Annotated in this window: 17 protein-coding genes; 1 reads left to right on the forward strand and 16 read right to left on the reverse strand. The window is 70.8% G+C overall.

All coding sequences use genetic code 11. The features are described 5' to 3' along the window. Positions 1 to 21 precede the first annotated feature (21 nt). Positions 22 to 1,272 carry a DUF349 domain-containing protein gene (locus tag SROS_RS29455; protein WP_012892571.1) on the forward strand — a complete coding sequence of 417 codons (1,251 nt, stop codon included), beginning with the start codon at positions 22 to 24 and terminating at the stop codon, positions 1,270 to 1,272. Positions 1,273 to 1,494: 222 nt separating this feature from the next. Here the strand turns inward: SROS_RS29455 and SROS_RS29460 are convergent, their stop codons facing one another. From SROS_RS29460 to pdxS, 16 genes are all read right to left on the reverse strand, one after another. Further along, positions 1,495 to 3,690: a RelA/SpoT family protein gene (locus SROS_RS29460; protein WP_086012432.1), complete on the reverse strand. Its 2,196-nt coding sequence runs from the start codon at positions 3,688 to 3,690 to the stop codon at positions 1,495 to 1,497. 239 nt (positions 3,691 to 3,929) lie between these two features. Next, positions 3,930 to 4,448, reverse strand: coding sequence for an adenine phosphoribosyltransferase (locus SROS_RS29465; protein WP_012892573.1), 519 nt, complete (start codon positions 4,446 to 4,448; stop codon positions 3,930 to 3,932). A gap of 64 nt (positions 4,449 to 4,512) precedes the next feature. After that, entirely contained in the window at positions 4,513 to 5,556 is a 1,044-nt protein-coding gene (gene secF / locus SROS_RS29470) for a protein translocase subunit SecF (RefSeq protein WP_012892574.1), read from the reverse strand. Next, the gene (gene secD / locus SROS_RS29475; RefSeq protein WP_012892575.1) at positions 5,556 to 7,301 is read right to left on the reverse strand and encodes a protein translocase subunit SecD; all 1,746 of its coding nucleotides are present in this window, start codon (positions 7,299 to 7,301) and stop codon (positions 5,556 to 5,558) included. Before secD ends, secF begins: the two co-directional genes overlap by 1 nt. A gap of 87 nt (positions 7,302 to 7,388) precedes the next feature. Beyond that, the gene (yajC, locus tag SROS_RS46285; RefSeq protein ID WP_012892576.1) at positions 7,389 to 7,754 is read right to left on the reverse strand and encodes a preprotein translocase subunit YajC; all 366 of its coding nucleotides are present in this window, start codon (positions 7,752 to 7,754) and stop codon (positions 7,389 to 7,391) included. Positions 7,755 to 7,980: 226 nt separating this feature from the next. Next, a complete protein-coding gene (gene ruvB / locus SROS_RS29485; protein WP_012892577.1) occupies positions 7,981 to 9,039 on the reverse strand; it encodes a Holliday junction branch migration DNA helicase RuvB in 1,059 nt (352 codons plus the stop codon). Positions 9,040 to 9,172: 133 nt separating this feature from the next. Then, positions 9,173 to 9,793 carry a Holliday junction branch migration protein RuvA gene (ruvA, locus tag SROS_RS29490; RefSeq protein WP_012892578.1) on the reverse strand — a complete coding sequence of 207 codons (621 nt, stop codon included), beginning with the start codon at positions 9,791 to 9,793 and terminating at the stop codon, positions 9,173 to 9,175. Further along, on the reverse strand, positions 9,790 to 10,377 hold the full coding sequence (ruvC, locus tag SROS_RS29495; protein WP_043657002.1) for a crossover junction endodeoxyribonuclease RuvC: 588 nt from the start codon (positions 10,375 to 10,377) through the stop codon (positions 9,790 to 9,792). Before ruvC ends, ruvA begins: the two co-directional genes overlap by 4 nt. 100 nt (positions 10,378 to 10,477) lie before the next feature. Continuing rightward, entirely contained in the window at positions 10,478 to 11,635 is a 1,158-nt protein-coding gene (locus SROS_RS29500; protein WP_012892580.1) for a GNAT family N-acetyltransferase, read from the reverse strand. A 46-nt stretch (positions 11,636 to 11,681) separates the two neighbouring features. After that, complete coding sequence (locus SROS_RS29505; protein WP_012892581.1) at positions 11,682 to 12,956, reverse strand: cation:proton antiporter; 1,275 nt, start codon at positions 12,954 to 12,956, stop codon at positions 11,682 to 11,684. Between the two features lie 111 nt (positions 12,957 to 13,067). Beyond that, entirely contained in the window at positions 13,068 to 13,820 is a 753-nt protein-coding gene (locus tag SROS_RS29510) for a YebC/PmpR family DNA-binding transcriptional regulator (protein ID WP_012892582.1), read from the reverse strand. A gap of 3 nt (positions 13,821 to 13,823) precedes the next feature. Then, a complete protein-coding gene (gene pdxT, locus SROS_RS29515) occupies positions 13,824 to 14,414 on the reverse strand; it encodes a pyridoxal 5'-phosphate synthase glutaminase subunit PdxT (RefSeq protein WP_012892583.1) in 591 nt (196 codons plus the stop codon). Positions 14,415 to 14,484: 70 nt separating this feature from the next. Then, positions 14,485 to 15,693, reverse strand: a complete 1,209-nt coding sequence (locus tag SROS_RS29520) for an MFS transporter (RefSeq protein WP_012892584.1) — start codon at positions 15,691 to 15,693, stop codon at positions 14,485 to 14,487. A gap of 117 nt (positions 15,694 to 15,810) precedes the next feature. Then, positions 15,811 to 16,227, reverse strand: a complete 417-nt coding sequence (locus tag SROS_RS29525) for a MarR family winged helix-turn-helix transcriptional regulator (protein ID WP_012892585.1) — start codon at positions 16,225 to 16,227, stop codon at positions 15,811 to 15,813. 80 nt (positions 16,228 to 16,307) lie between these two features. Next, entirely contained in the window at positions 16,308 to 17,999 is a 1,692-nt protein-coding gene (locus SROS_RS29530) for an alkaline phosphatase D family protein (RefSeq protein ID WP_012892586.1), read from the reverse strand. A 127-nt stretch (positions 18,000 to 18,126) separates the two neighbouring features. After that, entirely contained in the window at positions 18,127 to 19,041 is a 915-nt protein-coding gene (gene pdxS, locus SROS_RS29535) for a pyridoxal 5'-phosphate synthase lyase subunit PdxS (protein WP_012892587.1), read from the reverse strand. Positions 19,042 to 19,136 lie beyond the last annotated feature (95 nt).

Consider the following 19,136-nt stretch of genomic DNA (forward strand, 5'->3'; position numbering starts at 1 on the left):
GCGGTTAGCCTCGAAAGGCTGATGAAAGTGCGGGAGGACACGGTGAGCACCGACCCGTGGGGCCGGGTAGACGACGACGGCACCGTCTACGTGCGTACGGCTGAGGGAGAGCGGGCCGTCGGGTCCTGGCAGGCCGGCGAGCCGGAGGAGGCACTTGCCTACTTCCATCGCAAGTTCGACGAGCTGGCCGGGCAGGTGACGCTGCTGGAACAGCGGGTCCGCGGCACCGACCTGCCACCCGCCCAGGCCGAGGCGACCATCGTCAAGCTCCGCGAAGCGATCACCGGCGCGCATGCGGTCGGCGATCTCGACGCGCTGCTGAACCGGCTGGGCGTCCTCACGGAGCTGGTCGCCCAGCGCCGCGAGGAGGTCAAGGCCGCTCGTGACGTGGCCCGCGCGGAGGCCAAGGGCATCAAGGAGCGGATCGTCGCCGAGGCCGAGCGCATCGCCGACGACACCACCCACTGGAAGACCGGCGGCGAGCGGCTGCGCCAGCTCGTCGAGGAGTGGAAGGCGGCCGAGCGCATCGACCGCGTCACCGAGGCGGCGCTCTGGAAGCGGCTGTCCGCGGCCCGTACGGCCTTCGCCAAGCGGCGCAAGGCCTACTTCGCCGGGCTGGACGAGCAGCGTGAGGGCGTGCGCTCATCCAAGGAGCGCATCGTCGCCGAGGCCGAGGCGCTGGCCTCCTCCACCGACTGGGGCGCCACGGCCTCCGCCTACCGCGACCTGATGCAGCAGTGGAAGACGGCGGGCCGGGCCTCCCGTGAGGTCGAGGACGAGCTCTGGGGCCGTTTCAAGGGCGCCCAGGACCAGTTCTTCCAGGCCCGTTCCGCGGTCTTCGCCGAGCGTGACGCCTCGCTGGCGGCCAACGCCGAGGTCAAGGAGCAGCTCCTCGCCGAGGCCGAGAAGATCGTCCCGGTCTCCGACGCCCGCTCCGCCAGGGCCGCGCTGCGCGGCATCCTGGAGCGGTGGGAGGCCGCCGGTCAGGTCCCGCGCGAGCAGCGCGACCGCCTTGAGGGCGGGCTGCGCAAGATCGACGAAGCGGTCCGCAAGGCCGAGGAGGCGGAGTGGAAGCGCTCCAACCCCGAGGCCCGCGCGCGTGCCCAGAACACGGTCGACCAGCTCCACAAGTCGATCGAGCAGCTGGAGACCCGCCTGGCCAAGGCGGAGGCGGCCGGCAAGGACAAGGACGTGAAGGACGCCCAGGAGGCCCTGATCGCCCGTCGTTCCTGGCTGGAGGAGGCCGAGCGCACGCTCGCCGAGTTCTCCTGACGCGCTGAGAGACCCTGGAGGGCGTGTCCCCGCTTGCGGGGACACGCCCTCCGGCTTTCCCCCGTACGGCGCAGCCGGCGCCCCCAGGGCGCCACGCGGCGGCACGGCGCCGGAGGCAGCGGCACCCGCGGCGGGTACGTGGACCTCGCCCGGCCGGGGGACGGGGCAGCGGCACCCGCGGTGGGTGCGGGGACCTCGTCTCGCCCCGGCGGGGGCGGCGGGTCAGGCTCCGGCGCCGCTCACCCGGTAGACGTCGTAGACACCGGGGATGTTGCGCACGGCCTTCAGGACGTGCCCCAGGTGCTTGGGGTCGCCCATCTCGAAGGTGAACTTGCTGATCGCCACCCGGTCCCTGGACGTCGTCACCGACGCCGACAGGATGTTCACGTGCTGGTCCGACAGGGTCCGGGTCACATCCGACAGCAGACGTGGCCGGTCGAGCGCCTCGACCTGCAGGGCGACCAGGAACACCGAGTCGTCCGCGGCCGACCAGGCCACCTCGACCAGCCGGTCCGGCTGGGACTTCAGCTGCTCCACGTTGGGACAGTTGGTGCGGTGCACCGACACGCCGTGCCCACGGGTGACGAAGCCGATGATCTCGTCACCGGGCACGGGGGTGCAGCAGCGCGACAGCCGTACCCACACGTCCGAGTCACCCGCCACCACCACGCCCGCGCCGCCGCTGCCGCGGGGCCGGCCCCGCACCTTCGTGGGCACCGAGGCCTCGGCGATGTCCTCCTCCGCGCCGTCCACCCCGCCGAGGGAGTGCACCAGCTTCTGCACGACCGCCTGGGCGGCGATGTGGCCCTCTCCAACGGCCGCGTAGAGCGCGGAGACGTCGGGATAGCGCAGGTCCCTGGCGAGGGTCAGGAGGGACTCTCCGGACATCATGCGCTGCAGCGGCAGGCCCTGCTTGCGCATGGCCCGGCCGATGGCCTCCTTGCCCGCCTCGATCGCGGTCTCGCGGCGCTCCTTGGAGAACCACTGACGGATCTTGTTGCGGGCCCGGCCGGACTTGACGAACTTGAGCCAGTCACGCGACGGGCCCGCGTCGGGCGACTTGGAGGTGAAGATCTCGACGGTGTCGCCGTTGCCCAGCCGCGACTCCAGCGGCACCAGGCGGCCGTTGACCCGGGCCCCGATGCAGCGGTGCCCGACCTCGGTGTGGACGGCGTAGGCGAAGTCGACCGACGTCGCACCCTCGGGGAGGGCGATCACCTGGCCCCGCGGGGTGAAGACGTACACCTCCGAGACCGACAGGTCGAACCTGAGCGACTCCAGGAACTCCCCCGGGTCGGCGGTCTCCTTCTGCCAGTCCAGGAGCTGGCGGAGCCACGCCATGTCGTTGCCGGGCTTCAGCTTCGCTCCGGGAGGACCGGCGGCCGTCATGTCCTCCTTGTACTTCCAGTGCGCGGCCACGCCGTACTCGGACCTGTGGTGCATGGCGTGGGTGCGGATCTGCAGCTCCACCGGCTTGCCCTCGGGGCCGATCACCGTGGTGTGCAGCGACTGGTACATGTTGAACTTGGGCATCGCGATGTAGTCCTTGAACCGGCCGGGCACCGGGTTCCATCGCGCGTGGATCGTTCCGAGGGCGGCATAGCAGTCGCGGACCGTGTCGACCAGCACCCGGATGCCGACCAGGTCGTAGATGTCGTCGAAGGCGACGTCCCTGGCGATCATCTTCTGGTAGACCGAGTAGTAGTGCTTGGGGCGTCCCTTGACCACCGCGCGGATCTTGGCCTCGCGCAGGTCGCCGGAGACCTTCTCGATGACCTCCTGCAGGAACAGGTCCCTGCGCGGGGCCCGCTCCGACACCATCCTGGCGATCTCGTCGTAGCGCTTGGGGTAGAGCATGGCGAACGCGAGGTCCTCCAGCTCCCACTTGATGGTGTTCATGCCCAGCCGGTGGGCGAGCGGCGCGAAGATCTCCAGCGTCTCGCGGGACTTCTGCTGCCGCTTGTGCTCGGGGAGGTAGCGCATGGTGCGCATGTTGTGCAGCCGGTCGGCGAGCTTGATCACCAGCACCCGGATGTCGCGGGACATCGCCACGACCATCTTGCGCACGGTCTCGGCCTGCGCGGCGTCACCGAACTTGACCTTGTCGAGCTTGGTGACGCCGTCGACCAGCAGCGCGATGTTGTCGCCGAAGTCCGAGCGCAGCTCGTCCAGGCCGTAGGCGGTGTCCTCGACGGTGTCGTGCAGCAGCGCGGCGCACAGCGTCTCGTCGTCGGTGCCGAGCTCGGCCAGGATCGTCGCCACCGCCAGGGGGTGGGTGATGTAGGGGTCGCCGCTCTTGCGCTTCTGATCGCGATGGTGGTAGGCGGCCACATCGTAGGCACGCTCGATCAGCCGCAGGTCTGCCTTCGGATGGGTCGCACGGACCGTCCGGAACAGCGGCTCCAGCACCGGGTTCATGGCGCCACCCCATTGCCCCCCAAAGCGCGCGAGTCTGCGCCTCACCGCAGGCTTCTCTTCGGTGGCTCCGGACATGGCGGAACCGGCATCGCCGGCCGGGACGGCCGTCACGGGACCGCCGCCGTCGGCGGTCACGTCGGGGACGACCACATCACGGGGCACTCAGACTCCTCACATTCGAGTCCAGATCCCCCAAGTGTATCCAGACCGGCTTCAATGCTTACCCCGGTGGGGTGGAATCAGACGATCACGAGGGAGTGCAGCTCGACGCCGTCCAACCGCTCGCGCCCCTTGAGGGAGGCCAATTCCATGAGCACGGCGATGGCGACGACGTCGGCGCCCGCCCTGCGGACCAGCTCCACCGCCGCGCACGCCGTACCTCCGGTGGCGAGCACGTCATCGACGATCAGGACGCGGTCTCCTGGGGCGAAGGCGTCCCGGTGGACCTCGATGGTGGCGGAGCCGTACTCCAGATCGTAGGACGCCTCAAGCGTCTCGGAGGGCAGTTTGCCTTTCTTGCGTACCGGGACGAACCCGGCGCCCGCCTTGTAGGCGGCCGGGGCGGCCAGGATGAAGCCCCGCGCCTCGATGCCGACGATCTTGTCGACCCGGTGGAGCCCGGCGAACTCGTTCACCACCTCGGCGAAGGCGGGCGGGTCTGCGAGCAGTGGGGTGATGTCCTTGAACAGCACTCCCGCCTGGGGGTAGTCGGGTACGTCGCGGATCCTGTCGAGGATCAGCTGCTGCAGGTCACTCATGATCACATCCCTTACGAAAACGCCTCCGCCCCCCGGGAGGGAGCGGAGGCGTGATCTGTTCCGCCTATTTCTTCTTGCGCTTCTCGGCGTCCGGCACGGAGCCGTTGGCGGCCCCCGCCGTGACCGGCTGGCGGGCGCTCTTGGCCGCCGTCCCGGCCGCGCCGCCGTGGGCGGCGAGCCTGCGGGCGATCGCCTGGTAGCGCGACTCCCGCTCCTTCAACGTGACCAGCAGCGGCGTCGCCACGCACAGCGAGGAGTACGTGCCGACGATCATGCCGACGAACAGGGCCAGCGACAGGTCCTTCAGCGTGCCGGCGCCGAACAGCGTGGTGCCGATGAACAGGATCGCGGCCACCGGCAGGATCGCCACCAGGGTGGTGTTCAGCGACCGGATCAGCGTGTGGTTCAGCGCGTTGTTGGCGGCCTGCGTGTAGGTCATCTTGGAGGTCGTGCCGAGCTTGGCGGTGACCTCCTTGATCATGTCGAACACGACGACCGCGTCGTACAGCGAGTATCCGAGGATCGTCAGGAAGCCCAGCAGGGTCGCCGGCGTGACCTCGAATCCGGACCACGCGTAGACACCGGCGGTGATCACCAGGTCGTGGAGCAGCGCCACGACGGCGGCCAGCGCCATCTTCCACTCGAAGGCGAGCGTGAGGTACAGGATGATCGCCAGCATGAAGACGATCAGGCCGATGATCGCCTTGTCGGCCACCTGGCCGCCCCACGAGGCGCCGATCACCTGGAGGTTGACCTGGTTCTGCTGCAGGCCGAACTCCTTGGCGACCGCCTTCTGAACCGTGGTCACCTCCTCCTCGGGGAGGCTCTCGGTGGTGACCCGCCAGCCGTTGTTCGTCGTCTGCGCGATGACCTGGTGGACGCCCGCGTCGTTGAAGGTGGTACGCACCTCCTGGATGTCGGCGGCCGGGGCCTTGAAGGAGAACACCGACCCGCCCTTGAACTCCACGCCCAGGTTCAGGCCGTTGACGACCAGGCCGGCGATGGAGATCAGCAGGAGGACGGCGGAGAGGCCGTACCAGAGCTTCTTGCGCCCGACGAAGTCGACATTGACCTCGCCTCGGTACAGCCGGCGCGCGATGCCGGACATCAGGCCTCCTGCGGGGTGGGCTTGGAGCCGACGGACGTCTGGACGCTCATGCGCTCGGCGTCGAGACCGGAGAGCTTGTGGCCCCTGGCGAAGAACTTCCTCTTGGCGAGCAGCGCGACGAACGGCTTGGTGAACATGAACACCACGGCGATGTCGATCAGGGTGGTCAGGCCCATCGCGAACGCGAATCCGGCCACGCCGCCGACCGCCAGGAAGTACAGGACCACGGCGGCGATGAACATGACCGCGTCCGCGATCAGGATCGTGCGGCGGGCACGGACCCAGGCGACCTCGACGGCCGTCCGCAGCGAGCGGCGCCCCTCCTTCATCTCGTCACGGATGCGTTCGAAGTAGACGATGAACGAGTCCGCGGTGATACCGATCGAGACGATCAGGCCGATGATGTGCGGCAGCGACAGGCGGAAGCCCGCGAACGTACCGAGGATCACCACCGCCTGGTAGGTCAGGACCGAGGCGACCACGAGGCTCAGCACCGAGACGATGCCCAGGCCCCGGTAGTAGAGCATCGAGTAGACGAGCACCAGGCCGAGGCCGATCGCACCGGCGATCAGGCCGCCGCGGAGCTGGTCGGCGCCCAGGGTGGAGGAGACCTCCTCGATGGAGCCCTTCTTGAACTTCAGCGGCAGCGCGCCGAACTTGAGCTGACCGGCCAGCTCGTCGGCCGTCACCTGGGTGAAGCTGCCGGAGATCTGCGCCCGGCCGCCGGTGATCGGCTCCTGGATGACCGGCGCGGAGATCACCACGCCGTCCAGGACCATGGCGACCTGGTTGCGCGGCGGCTGCGAGTTGAAGGCGGTGGTGGTGACCTTCGACCACTGGGTCGGGCCCTCGCCCTTGAAGGAGAGCTGGACGAGCCACTCGCCGGTGGTCTGGTCCACCCCGGCCGTCGCGGTGTCGATCGAGGTGCCGGTCACGGCCGCCTTGTCGAGCACGTACTTGGTGCTGCTGTCCTGGCTGCAGCCGACGAACTGCTTGTTGGGGTCGTCCTGGGCGCCCTGGCCGTTGTCCTTGGCGCAGTCGAGCTCCTGGAACTGCTTGAGCACCGCCGGGTCGATCCCGGCCGGGTCCACGCCCGCCATCGGGTCGTTCGGGTCCATCGCCGGGGCCGTCGGCTGCGCCGTCGGGGCGGCGCTCTGACTCGGCTCCGCGGACGGAGACGCGTTCTTGGCCGGCTTCTTGTCCGACGGGGCCTGCGTGGCCCCCGGGCTCGGGTTGGTGAGCGCCGAGGACAGGGCGCGGCCGGCGGGCGAGCCGGTCGGGCTCGGCGTGGCCGTCTGCCCCGGCTTGGGAGCCCTGGAGTTCTGCTTGCCGGTGGCCGTGGGAGAGGCGGACGGCGCCGGTGTCGGCGCCTGGGTGGGCATCTGACCGGGGGGCGGCGGCGACCCGGCCGCGACCGCCATCACCTGGCGGAATCGCAGCTCCGCGGTGGTGCCGACCAGCTTGACGACTTCCTCCTGCCCGGCTCCGGGGACGGAGATGACAATGTTGTCACCGGACTTGGCGACCTCGGCGTCGGAGATTCCGCTGCCGTTCACCCGGTTCCGGATGATGCCCACGGCGAGGTTGAGGCTCTCCTCGGTGGGAGGAGTGCCGTTCGGGGTCACGGGCTGCAGCGTCACTGTCGTGCCGCCGGCGAGGTCGAGGCCATATTCCGGGGCGTATGCCTTGTTGAAGAACATCACCCCGCCCATGGCGAGAATAATCACCAGAAGCGCCAGGAGCATGCGCCCCGGTCTGCTCTGGCCGCTGGTCGGTCGGGCCACTGGTCGTCAGTTCTTTCGGCTATAGGGGATGGTCGGTGAGCCTGGTCATCACTTCTTCGGCGAGTCCTGGTCGTCGTGCGGCTTCACGGTGTCCACCACATTGTCGTCCACGACGTCGACGGCCTTGACATCTTCTTCCTGATCGACGTCGTCGACCGGGGTCAGCACACGGCCGATCGCGGCCTTGACCCAGCGGGTCTCGACACCGGGGGCGATCTCCAGGATCACGTCGTCGGCGTCGATCGCCACCACGGTCGCGAAAAGCCCCGTCGTGGTCATGATGCGGGTTCCGGAGGTCAGGGAGTTCTGCATCTGAGCCTGCTCCTGCTGCCGCTTGCGCTGCGGCCGGATAAGCAGGAAGTAGAACACCACGACCATCAGAGCGATCATGATAAGGCTTGAATAGTCGCCCATAGGGCCGCTCCTTAGGCTTAAGAATGACCGGCCTGGGGCCGGACGTCGTATGCGGCCACGCCGCTCAGCACGTCAGCCTACACAGCCAGCCAAGGCACGGAGTTTAGGCGAGCTGTTAGAGCGCGGCAACGAAGTCACGGACAGGCGCGCAGGGAAGTTCCCATTTCGATACCGTTGTCACCGATCTGTGATCAACTCTGTACGGTTTCCCCATCAAAACCCAACGTCAGGCGTGCCCCAGATCATCCTCAAGATCAACGACCATCGAGGCGCCGAATGCGTCCGGCGGCGGCGTCAGCCCCAGATGGACCCAGGCCGCGGCGGTGGCGACCCGGCCCCGGGGAGTGCGCGCCAGCAGACCCTGGCGGACCAGGAACGGCTCCGCGACCACCTCGACCGTCTCCGGCTCCTCCCCCACCGCGACCGCCAGTGTGGAAAGTCCCACCGGGCCGCCCCCGAACTTCCGCAGCAGCGCCCCGAGCACCGCCCGGTCCAGCCGGTCCAGCCCCTCGGCGTCGACCTCGTAGAGGTTCAGCGCCGCCGAGGCGACGTCCCGGGTGACCACCCCGTCGGCCCGCACCTCGGCGAAGTCGCGGACCCGGCGCAGCAGCCGGTTGGCGATGCGGGGCGTGCCCCGCGACCGGCCGGCGATCTCGTGCGCCGCGTCACCGGGGAGCTGCAGGCCGAGCAGCCGTGAGGAGCGGTGCAGCACCTGCTCCAGCTCGGCCACGTCGTAGAACTCCATGTGCGCGACGAAGCCGAACCGGTCGCGCAGCGGAGCGGGCAGCAGCCCGGCCCGCGTGGTCGCCCCGACCAGGGTGAACGGCGCGACCTCCAGCGGGATCGCGGTCGCCCCGGGCCCCTTGCCCACCACGATGTCGACGCGGAAGTCCTCCATCGCGAGATAGAGCATCTCCTCCGCCGGACGGGCCATCCGGTGGATCTCGTCGATGAAGAGGACCTCTCCCTCCGAGAGGGTCGACAGGATCGCCGCGAGGTCACCCGCCCGCTCCAGCGCGGGCCCGGAGGTGATCCGGAGCGGCACGGAGAGCTCCGTGGCGATGATCATGGAGAGGGTCGTCTTGCCCAGGCCGGGACCACCGCTCATCAGCACATGGTCCGGCGGCCGGTTGCGCCGCAGCGCGCTCTGCAGCACCAGCGACAGCTGCTCGCGCACCCGTGCCTGGCCGATGAACTCCTCCAGCCGCTTGGGCCGCAGCGCCGCCTCGATCAGCCGCTCGTCGCCCTCGGCGTCCGGCGCCACCAGATCCCGATCGAAGCTCACGCCGGTCCACCTTCACTCACGCGGGTCTTCCCCGTCTCACCTGAACCGCCCCTGCCGTCCCGGCCCGCGCGGACGACCGCTGTCCCGCCGAGCCCGCCGTGTCCCTCCGGGATCCGCATCGCAGACCCCGTGCTCACCGCACGCTCAGGGCGCGGAGCGCGGCCTTGAGCAACGTCGCCACCTGCGGGGAGCGGCCCTCCGCCACCTCGATGTCGGCCTGGGGGGTGACGGCCGCGACGGCCTCGTCGGCGTCCCGGGCCGAGTAGCCGAGGCCCACCAGCCCGGAGTGCACCTGGTCCCGCCAGGCGGGCGCGGCCGCACCGCCGTTGAGGGCGGCGTTGACGGCCTGATCGGGCGTGCCGAGCTTGTCCTTGAGGTCGACGATGATCCGCTGGGCCCCCTTGGGCCCCACCCCGGGAACCCTGGTCAGCGCCTTGACGTCGGCGCTCGCCACGGCCATCCGGAGCGCGTTGGGGGTGTGGACGGCCAGCATCGCCAGAGCGACCTTGGGTCCGACCCCGTTGGCCGTCTGCAGCATCTCGAAGACGCCGCGCTCGTCGTCGCTTCCGAAGCCGAACAGCGTCAGCGACTCCTCCCGGACCACCAGCGAGGTGGCCAGCCGGGCCTCCTCGCCCACCCTGAGCGTGGCCAGCGTGCCCGGCGTGCAGTGGACCAGCATGCCCACCCCGCCGACCTCGACCACCGCGCCGTCGGGCGCGATCGCGGCCACCCGTCCCCGTACCGAGGCGATCACTGCGTGGTTCCTCTCGAATATCCGGCCCGGCCCCGCCCCCGGAAGTAGGCGGCGGCGGTCGTCCCCGGCCCGGTCTTGGTCCTGGCCACGGCCTCGGCCAGCCGGTTCTGCGCCCCGCCCCGCCAGACGTGGCAGATCGCGAGCGCCAGCGCGTCGGCGGCGTCGGCGGGCTTGGGCATCGCGTCCAGCCGCAGCAGCCGGGTCACCATCGTCCCCACCTGCTGCTTGTCGGCCGTGCCGCTGCCGGTGATCGCGGCCTTGACCTCGGACGGCGTGTGCATCGCCACCGGCAGCCCCCGGCGGGAGGCGCACAGGATCGCCACGGCGGACGCCTGCGCGGTGCCCATCACGGTCCTGAGGTTGTGCTGGGCGAAGACCCGCTCCACGGCGACCGCGTCGGGCCGGATCTCGTCGAGCCACTGCTCGATGCCCGCTTCGATCGCCACCAGCCTGGCCCCGATCTCGTCGTCGGCCGGAGTCCGGACGACTCCGACCTTGACGAGGCTGAGCGGCGCTCCGGGCCGTCCCTCGACCGCCCCGAGCCCGCACCGGGTCAGCCCCGGATCGACCCCCATCACCCGCAGCTCGGGCAACCGCACCGACACGCCTCCGCTCGCCGAACACCTGTTCGGTGCCCGACTCTACCGCGTGGGAGCGCGCCACGCACGGCTACCTGACCGCCGCTCAGAAGTAGTCGAGCATGTGGGGTCTGGCCTGGAAGGCGGCGTCGAGGGCGTCGTCTCCGTCCGCCGGGCCGGTGAGGAGGCCCGAGCGGCGCAGGGTGGCCGCCGGGACTCCGGCGAACAGGGCGGAGAAGCCGCCAGCGGTGAAGGTGGGGGTGGACTCCGGCAGGGTGCCGGCGGGCTCGGCCGTACCGGATCCGCCGGAGACCGACAGGTGCCACGGACCGGAGTTCGCGGGGCGCTGGGGATCGTCGACCCGGACGACGGCATCAAGGGTGACGCCCGCGGGGAAGCCGCGTCCGGCGACGGCCCGGGCGAGGTCGACGACGCGGAACATCCAGCGGGTCTGGCCGACCTCGTCTCTGGGACGGTCCCCGATCAGCCAGAACACCGGGTCGTCGGGGGCGACGACCGCCCGGACCGACTTGGCGATGGAGGCCGACGAGCCGACCATCGCCCACAGCGCCCGCGCCGTGGCCTCCGAGCCCGCGACGAGGTTGGAGACCTCGATGTCGCCGCCGTGCCAGCGGTAGATCACGAAGCCGTCGTCGGCCAGGTAGAGGAAGTCGTCCTTCTCCTCCAGGTGCAGGCGCCAGGTCCCCTCGTCCCAGCAGACGGGGCCGGAGGCGCGGGTGGCGGCGTGGACGCGGCCGAGGACGGCGACCACCTCGGGGGCGTCGGCGGGGCCCATCCGGCGGATCTCGACCCGCCCGGTGGTCCTGATCGCGCGCAGGGCCTCGGCCGGCAGGGTGGCCCGGTGCATGGCGCCGGCGTGCTCCCAGCCGAGCGACCGGTAGATGTGGGTGGTGGCCGGGTAGAGCGCCGAGACCGGATGGCCCAGCTCCGCGCAGCGGTCGACGGTGGCCCGCATCAGCGTCCGGCCGACGCCGCGTCCACGCTCCTCGGGGGCGACGGTCACCGACGCCACGCCGCCCATGGAGATCGGCCTGCCGTGCCACCACTGGGTGAAGTCGTTGACCCGGCTGGTCGCGACCAGCCGGGAGCCGTCGACGATCCCGAGATATCTTCCCTTTTCGAGCGCCGGGGTGACCAGCTTGCGCCAGGTCTCCAGAGCCCCTCCCGAGATGGGCCCGAAGGCGCGCTTGCGGTTGTCCAGCACCGCGTCGAGGTCGTCGATGGTCAGATCACGTAGCTCCACAAGCCCCCAACCTAGGCAGGGCGGGTCCGGAAAGGCGAATCGGCCCCTACAGGTGGCGGGCGGCGGGCTCGGTCTCCGCGTCCCCCGCCCTGTCACGCAGGCGGTCCAGCCGCGTCATGATCGGCGTCGCGGTGACCCCGTGCAGGACCAGGGAGGCCAGCACGGTGAAGGCGACCACCGCCCAGAGCTCCTCGGCGGGCACGCCGAAGTCGGCGTGCCCGAGGGCGTAGGCGAGGTAGAACAGCGAGCCGATGCCGCGGATGCCGAAGACCGCCGTCACGCCGCGCTCGCGCGGCCCCGCCCGCCCGCCGAGCTGGGCGACCCAGCCGGTCAGCGGCCGGATCACCAGCAGCAGGAGCAGGCTGACGGCCGCGCCCCGCCAGGTGAGCGCGGCCAGGCCGCCGACCGCCACGAACCCGCCGAGCAGCAGGATCAGCCAGGCGGTGAACAGCCGCTCGATCTGCTCGATGAAGCCGTGCAGCACACCGTTGTAGCCGTGGCTGCGCTCGGCGGCCCTGATGGTGCACGCGGTCACGAACACCGCGATGAAGCCGTATCCGTGCACCAGCTCGGTGAGGCCGTACGCCAGGAACGTCGCGGCCAGCGCGACGAAGCCGTCCCTGTGCTCGGCGAGCCGCAGGTCGGACACCTGGGCGCGGAAGAACAGCCGGCCCAGCAGCTTTCCGGCCAGCAGGCCGCAGAGCAGTCCCGCCCCGCACCTGTAGAGCAGGTCCACCAGGACCCACTCCCCGGCCCAGCCGAAGCCGCCGGCGGCCGCCATCGCGATGGCGGCGAACACCAGGGGGAAGGCCAGGCCGTCGTTGAGCCCCGCCTCGGAGGTGAGGGTGAACCTGACCTCGTCGTCCGCCTTCTCGGAGTCGACGGGCTCGCCGACCTGCACGTCGGAGGCGAGCACCGGGTCGGTCGGGGCGAGCACTGCGCCCAGCAGCAGTGCCGCGGCCGGGGGCCAGCCCAGCAGGAGGCAGGCGGCGCCGGCCACTCCTACGACGGTCAGCGGGAGCGTCCATCCCAGCAGACGCCAGGTGGAGGCCCAGCCGCGCAGCCCGAAGGGCCGGTTGATCGCGAGCCCGGCGCCCATGAGCGAGATCAGCACGCAGATCTCGGTGGCGTGCTCGACGAGGGCCCGGTGGGCCACGGGGTCGGGCCTGGGCAGGTCCAGTGGCAGGAGGTAGAGCAGGATCCCGCCGAGCAGGCAGGCCAGCGGCAGCGAGAAGGGCCGCCGGTTGAGCAGCCGGGGCAGGACGGCCGCGAGCAGGGCTCCGGCGCCTGCCAGCGCGAAGATCAGATCAGGATTCCCCATCGTCCGCCTGAGCTGCCCCCGCCCCAGGGGGCAAACCTCGCAGACAACTCGAAATGCGCATCAGACGGCAGAGCGCCCGCCTCGCCGGGGAGGCGGGCGCTCCGGGTGCCGTCAGGCGTCGAGCTTCTCCAGAACCTCGTCGGACACGTCGAAGTTGGCCCAGACGTTCTGGACGTCGTCGCTGTCCTCAAGGGCGTCGATCAGCCGGAAGACCTTGCGGGCGCCGTCCTCGTCGAGCGGGACGTTCATCGTCGGCAGGAAGCTGGACTCGGCCGAGTCGTAGTCGATCCCGGCCTCCTGCAGGGCCTTGCGGACCGGGACGAGGTCGGTGGCCTCGGAGACGACCTCGAACTGGTCGCCCAGGTCGTTGACCTCCTCGGCGCCCGCGTCGAGGACCGCGGTCAGCACGTCGTCCTCGGACAGCTCACCCTTGGGGACGAGCACGACGCCCTTGCGGTTGAACATGTAGGAGACCGAGCCGGGGTCGGCCAGGGAGCCGCCGTTGCGGGTCAGGGCGACGCGGACCTCGGAGGCCGCACGGTTGCGGTTGTCGGTGAGGCACTCGATCAGCACCGCCACGCCGCCCGGGGCGTAGCCCTCGTACATGATGGTCTGCCAGTCGGCGCCGCCGGCCTCCAGGCCACCGCCGCGCTTGCGGGCGCGCTCGATGTTGTCGATCGGGACCGAGCTCTTGCGCGCCTTGGTGATGGCGTCGTACAGCGTCGGGTTGCCGTCCGGGTCCGGGCCGCCGGTCCGGGCCGCGACCTCGATGTTCTTGATGAGCTTGGCGAACAGCTTGCCGCGCTTGGAGTCGAGCGCGGCCTTCTTGTGCTTCGTCGTCGCCCATTTGGAGTGGCCGGACATCGCCTAGAGCTCCCTCACCATCTCAACAAAGTATGAATGCACACCGACATCCCCGGTAAGTTCCGGATGGAAGGACGTGGCGAGCAGCGGTCCTTGGCGGACCGCGACGATCCTATCCCCAGCTTCGGCCCGAGCCAGCACTTCGACGTCGGAACCGACGGATTCCACCCACGGGGCGCGGATGAAAACCGCGCGCAGCGGGCCGCGGCCGGCGAAGTCGACGTCGGCCTCGAAGGAGTCGACCTGGCGGCCGAAGGCGTTGCGGCGGACCACCATGTCGATGCCGCCGATCGTCTGCTGGCCCTCGATGCCGCCCTCGATCCGGTCGGCCAGCATGATCATGCCGGCGCAGGAGCCGTAGGCGGGCATGCCGTTCTTGATCCTGAGCCTGAGCGGTTCGAGCAGGTCGAAGGTCTCGGCGAGCTTCCACATCGTGGTGGACTCCCCGCCGGGGATGACCAGGGCGTCGACCGCCTCCAGCTCACCGGGCCGCCGTACGGCTACCGCCTTGGCGCCCGCCGTCTCCAGGGAGCGGGCGTGCTCGCGCACATCTCCCTGCAGAGCGAACACACCGATCGTCGGGGCGATGGTCACCAGTGGTCCTTTCAAGGTGCTCGGAATGCCCTCTCAGCGTATGGCCACTGCGCAGGTCTCCCCAAACCGGTCAGGCCGCCACGGGGGCGTCCCGGAAGGCGTGGTCGGCGTCGACGCGCTCCAGGCTCCGCATGTGGTGGCGCCTGCCGTACAGGACGGCCATGCCCGCCAGGCAGCAGAGCGCGCCGAGGACGTACGGCAGGGCGGGGGCGACGTCCTCCCCCAGCTTGGTGGCGATGAACGGCGCGAGGGCCCCGCCCATCCAGCGCACGAAGTTGTATCCGGCGGAGGCGACCGGCCGCGGCGCGTCGGAGACCTCCATGGCCGCCTCGGTGAACACGGTGTTGTTCAGGCCGATCGGGATGCCCGACAGGATGACGAAGACGACGATGCCGGCGTGGCCCGACAGCGCGATGCCGACCTGCAGGGCGGCCAGCACCCCCAGGGACAGGTGGAGCACCTTGACCGAGCCGAGCCGCCGCTGCAGGGCGGGAGCGCCGAAGACCGAGGCGAGCGCGACGCAGGCGCCCCATCCGAAGAAGACCGCGCCGATGCCGTAGGGCGACATGCCCAGGATGAAGGGGGTGAAGGCCAGGATCGTGAAGAAGGCGAAGTTGTAGAAGAACGCGGTGAAGGCGGTGGTCGACAGGCCGCCGTGGGCCAGGGCGCGGAGCGGGTCGCCCAGGCGGATCTTCACGGCCGGCGTGGGGGTGGTCCTCAGCAGGGTGGCGATGAGGACGAAGCCGACGGCCATGAGGGAGGCTGTGCCGAAGAAGGGCGCGCGCCAGTTCCAGTCGCCGAGGGCGGCGCCGACCAGCGGGCCCATGGAGATGCCCAGGCCGAGGGCCGCCTCGTAGAGGATGATGGCGGATTCGGCGCCGCCGCTGGCCGCGCCGACGATGACCGCCAGGGCGGTGGCCACGAACAGGGCGTTGCCCAGGCCCCAGCCGGCCCGGAAGCCGATCAGCTCGCCGACGCTGCCGGAGGTTCCGGCCAGGGCGGCGAAGACCACGACCAGGGCCAGGCCGAGCAGCAGGGTGCGCTTGCCGCCGATCCGGCTGGAGACCCACCCGGTGACGAGCATGGCCACGGCGGTGACCAGGAAGTAGCTGGTGAACAGCAGGGAGACCTGGCTCGGGCCGGCGTGCAGCCCCTGGGCGATGGAGGGCAGGATCGGGTCGACCAGGCCGATGCCCATGAAGGCGACGACCGCGGCGAACGCGGTGGCCCAGACGGACATCGGCTGGCGCAGGATGCTGCCGCCGCTCTGTGCTGACATGGGGGTGAACTCCTTCTCGGACGGGGCGGGCGCGGGGGCCGGGCGGTCCGATCGTGCGGTCTTCTCCGGTGGGTCGCGGGGCGCGGCCGGCGGCGGGAGCGGCGGCGGCGCCCCGGGTCAGACGTCGCCGAGCTTGGCGAGGGCCGGGAGCGCGGCGCCGATGGCGGCGCGCTCCTCGGCCGTCAGCGCCTCCAGCTGCTCGGCCAGGTAGGCGACGCGGGCACGGCGGACGGCCACCAGGCGGGCGCGTCCCTCCTCGGTGAGCTCGACCGTGCGGACCCGGGCGTCGGACGGGTCGGTGCCGCGCGCCACCAGGCCGGGCTCCTCCAGCCGGTTGATCTGCACGGTCATGGTGGGCAGCTGGACGCCGTGCTCCTCGGCCAGCCCGGTCATCCGGCGGGGGCCGCTCTCCAGCGAGCCCAGCACGGCGTACTGCTGGCTGGTGATGGGTTGCCCGGCCGCCACGCGGCGGAGCAGCAGCACCAGGTGCCGCAGCTCCCTCGAAAGCCTCTGCGCCAGATCGTCCGTCGTCATAGTTAGCCAGTCTAACTTAGTCTGGCTAACTATTGCCCCGGACAGAGGGCGGCGCCCCGCGGGACGCCGCCCTCGGACGGTCAGGGACGCCTGGTCTCCCAGTCCACGGTCTCCTGGATCTGCTCGGCCGCCGGCACCTCGGGCGCCCTGCCGGCCGACGGGTCGAGCGGGCGCAGGTAGGTCTGCTGGACGCCGGGGACCCCGTCCTCGATCACGAAGGTCGCCTTGGTGTGCGCCGCCGCGCCCGCCTGGGTGACCTGCGGCAGCACCTTGAAGTCCGCGGTGAGCAGCTCGCGCTCGATCCGGGTGACCACGTAGCCGCGCTGGTTGTTGTAGAACCGCAGGTGCGGGTTGATCGTCAGGTAGGGGTGGGTCTTCGGATCGGAGTCGCGGCCGTCGCCGCCCGTGGTGATGGAGGAGGCGACCAGCTCCGAGCCGACCGTGCGCGTGGTGGGGTCGTCGTAGTCGAGCTTGAGGTCACTGGCCCAGTGGGCGTGCACGTCGCCGGTGAGCACGACGGGATTGCGCACCCCGGCGTCCAGCCAGCCCTGGGTGATCCGCTGCCGCGAGGCGACGTAGCCGTCCCAGGCGTCCTGGCTGGTGATCTTGGCCGGTCCGGCGTTGTTGTCACGCTGGGCGAAGAAGACCTGCTGGCCGAGGATGTCCCACTGCGCCCGCGAGTGGTGGAAGCCGTCCAGCAGCCAGCGCTCCTGCGCGTCGCCGGTGATCGAGCGCGCGGGGTCCACCGCGGCCGGGCAGTCGCGGTAGCCGTCGCCGCAGCCCTGGTCGCTGCGGTACTGCCGGGTGTCGAGCATGTGGAAGGTGGCCAGCCTGCCCCACCGGACCCGCCGGTAGAGCTGCATGTCGACGCCCCGCGGGATGGACCCGCGGCGCAGGGGCATGTTCTCGTAGTACGCCCGGAAGGCCGCCTCGCGCCGGGCGAGGAAGTCCGGCTGGGGCACCTCCGGCTTCTCCGGCACCTCGTCGGCCCAGTTGTTGTCCAGCTCGTGGTCGTCCCAGACGACCAGCCAGGGCGCGGCGGCGTGCGCCGCCTGCAGGTCCGGGTCGGTCTTGTACTGGGCGTGCCGCTGGCGGTAGTTCGCCAGGCTCTCGGTCTCGGGCCCCTCGTGGTGGCGGATGTTGCCGCCGGGGATGGTGTAGGTGTCGCGCCGGTACTCGTACTGGTAGTCGCCCAGGTGCAGGACCAGGTCGGGGTGCTCCTCGGCCAGGCGCCGGTAGGCGGTGAAGTAGCCGTGCTCGTACTGGGCGCAGGAGACGAACGCCATCGCCAGGCCGGAGCCGTAGGAGAGCGCGTGGGGGGCGGTCCTGGCCCGGCCCGTCGGCGAGAGGTAGGGGCCCACCTTGAAGCGGTACCAGTACTCCCGGTCGGAGGGGAGCCCGTCCAGCTCGACGTGGACGCTGTGCCCCCACTCCGGGGTCGCCAGGGCCACGCCCCGCCGCAGGACGCGGCGGCCGGCCGCGTCGCCGTAGACCTGCCACTGGACCGGGAAGGGCCGGTCGGGCATGCCGCCCAGGCCGTCCTCGGCCAGGGGCTGGGGCGCCAGCCGGGTCCAGATCACGAAGCCGTCGGAGTCGGGGTCCCCGGAGGCGACGCCGAGGGTGAAGGGGTCGGCGCGCAGGCCGCGGGAGGCCAGGGACGCGGCGCTCTCGGAGGCGGGCTCGGGGTCGGCGTTCGCGGCGGCGGGGACGCTCGCCACCGCTCCCGCCGCGATGCCGGTGACAAGGAAGGAACGTCGGGTGAGCCGGGACATGGGGGCCTCCCAGGATGATCGGGCACGGACGCCCGTCAGCCTCGCGGAGGATCATGACGGCGGAGTGAACTCCCCCGGACATGAAAAAGGCGACATCCTTCACGGATGTCGCCTTTTTCGAAACTTCCTACCAGCCGCGCTCGGCGAGGCGGTGCGGGGCCGGGATGTCGTCGACGTTGATGCCGACCATGGCCTCGCCCAGGCCGCGGGAGACCTTGGCGATGACGTCCGGGTCGTCGTAGAACGTGGTGGCCTTGACGATCGCGGCGGCGCGCTGGGCCGGGTTGCCGGACTTGAAGATGCCCGACCCGACGAACACGCCCTCGGCGCCGAGCTGCATCATCATCGCGGCGTCGGCCGGGGTGGCGATGCCGCCGGCGGTGAAGAGCACGACCGGCAGCTTGCCGGTCTTGGCGACCTCGGCGACCAGCTCGTACGGCGCCTGCAGCTCCTTGGCCGCGACGAACAGCTCGTCCTCGGGCAGCGAGGACAGGCGCTTGAGCTCACCCCGGATCTTGCGCATGTGGGTGGTGGCGTTGGAGACGTCGCCGGTGCCCGCCTCGCCCTTGGAGCGGATCATCGCCGCGCCCTCGGTGATGCGGCGCAGCGCCTCGCCCAGGTTGGTCGCCCCGCAGACGAAGGGCACGGTGAACTGCCACTTGTCGATGTGGTTGGCGAAGTCGGCGGGGGTCAGCACCTCGGACTCGTCGACGTAGTCGACGCCGAGCGACTGGAGCACCTGGGCCTCGACGAAGTGACCGATGCGGGCCTTGGCCATGACCGGGATCGAGACGGCGGCGATGATGCCGTCGATCATGTCGGGGTCGCTCATCCGGGAGACACCGCCCTGGGCGCGGATGTCGGCGGGGACCCGCTCGAGCGCCATGACGGCGACGGCTCCGGCGTCCTCGGCGATCTTGGCCTGCTCGGCGTTGACGACGTCCATGATGACGCCGCCCTTGAGCATCTCTGCCATGCCGCGCTTCACCCGGGCGGTTCCGGTGACGGCGGTCTCGGTGACTTCGGGCGTGCTGCTGGACACGGTCTCTACCTCACGACGGCTGGTTGCGGAACATGGGCCGTCCGCGGGGACGGCCACCACGTCTCCATGGTAGGCGCTGATCCGCCTGTCCCCTT

Origin of the sequence: Streptosporangium roseum DSM 43021 (genome assembly GCF_000024865.1) — a bacterium.
GTDB classification, from domain to species: domain Bacteria; phylum Actinomycetota; class Actinomycetes; order Streptosporangiales; family Streptosporangiaceae; genus Streptosporangium; species Streptosporangium roseum.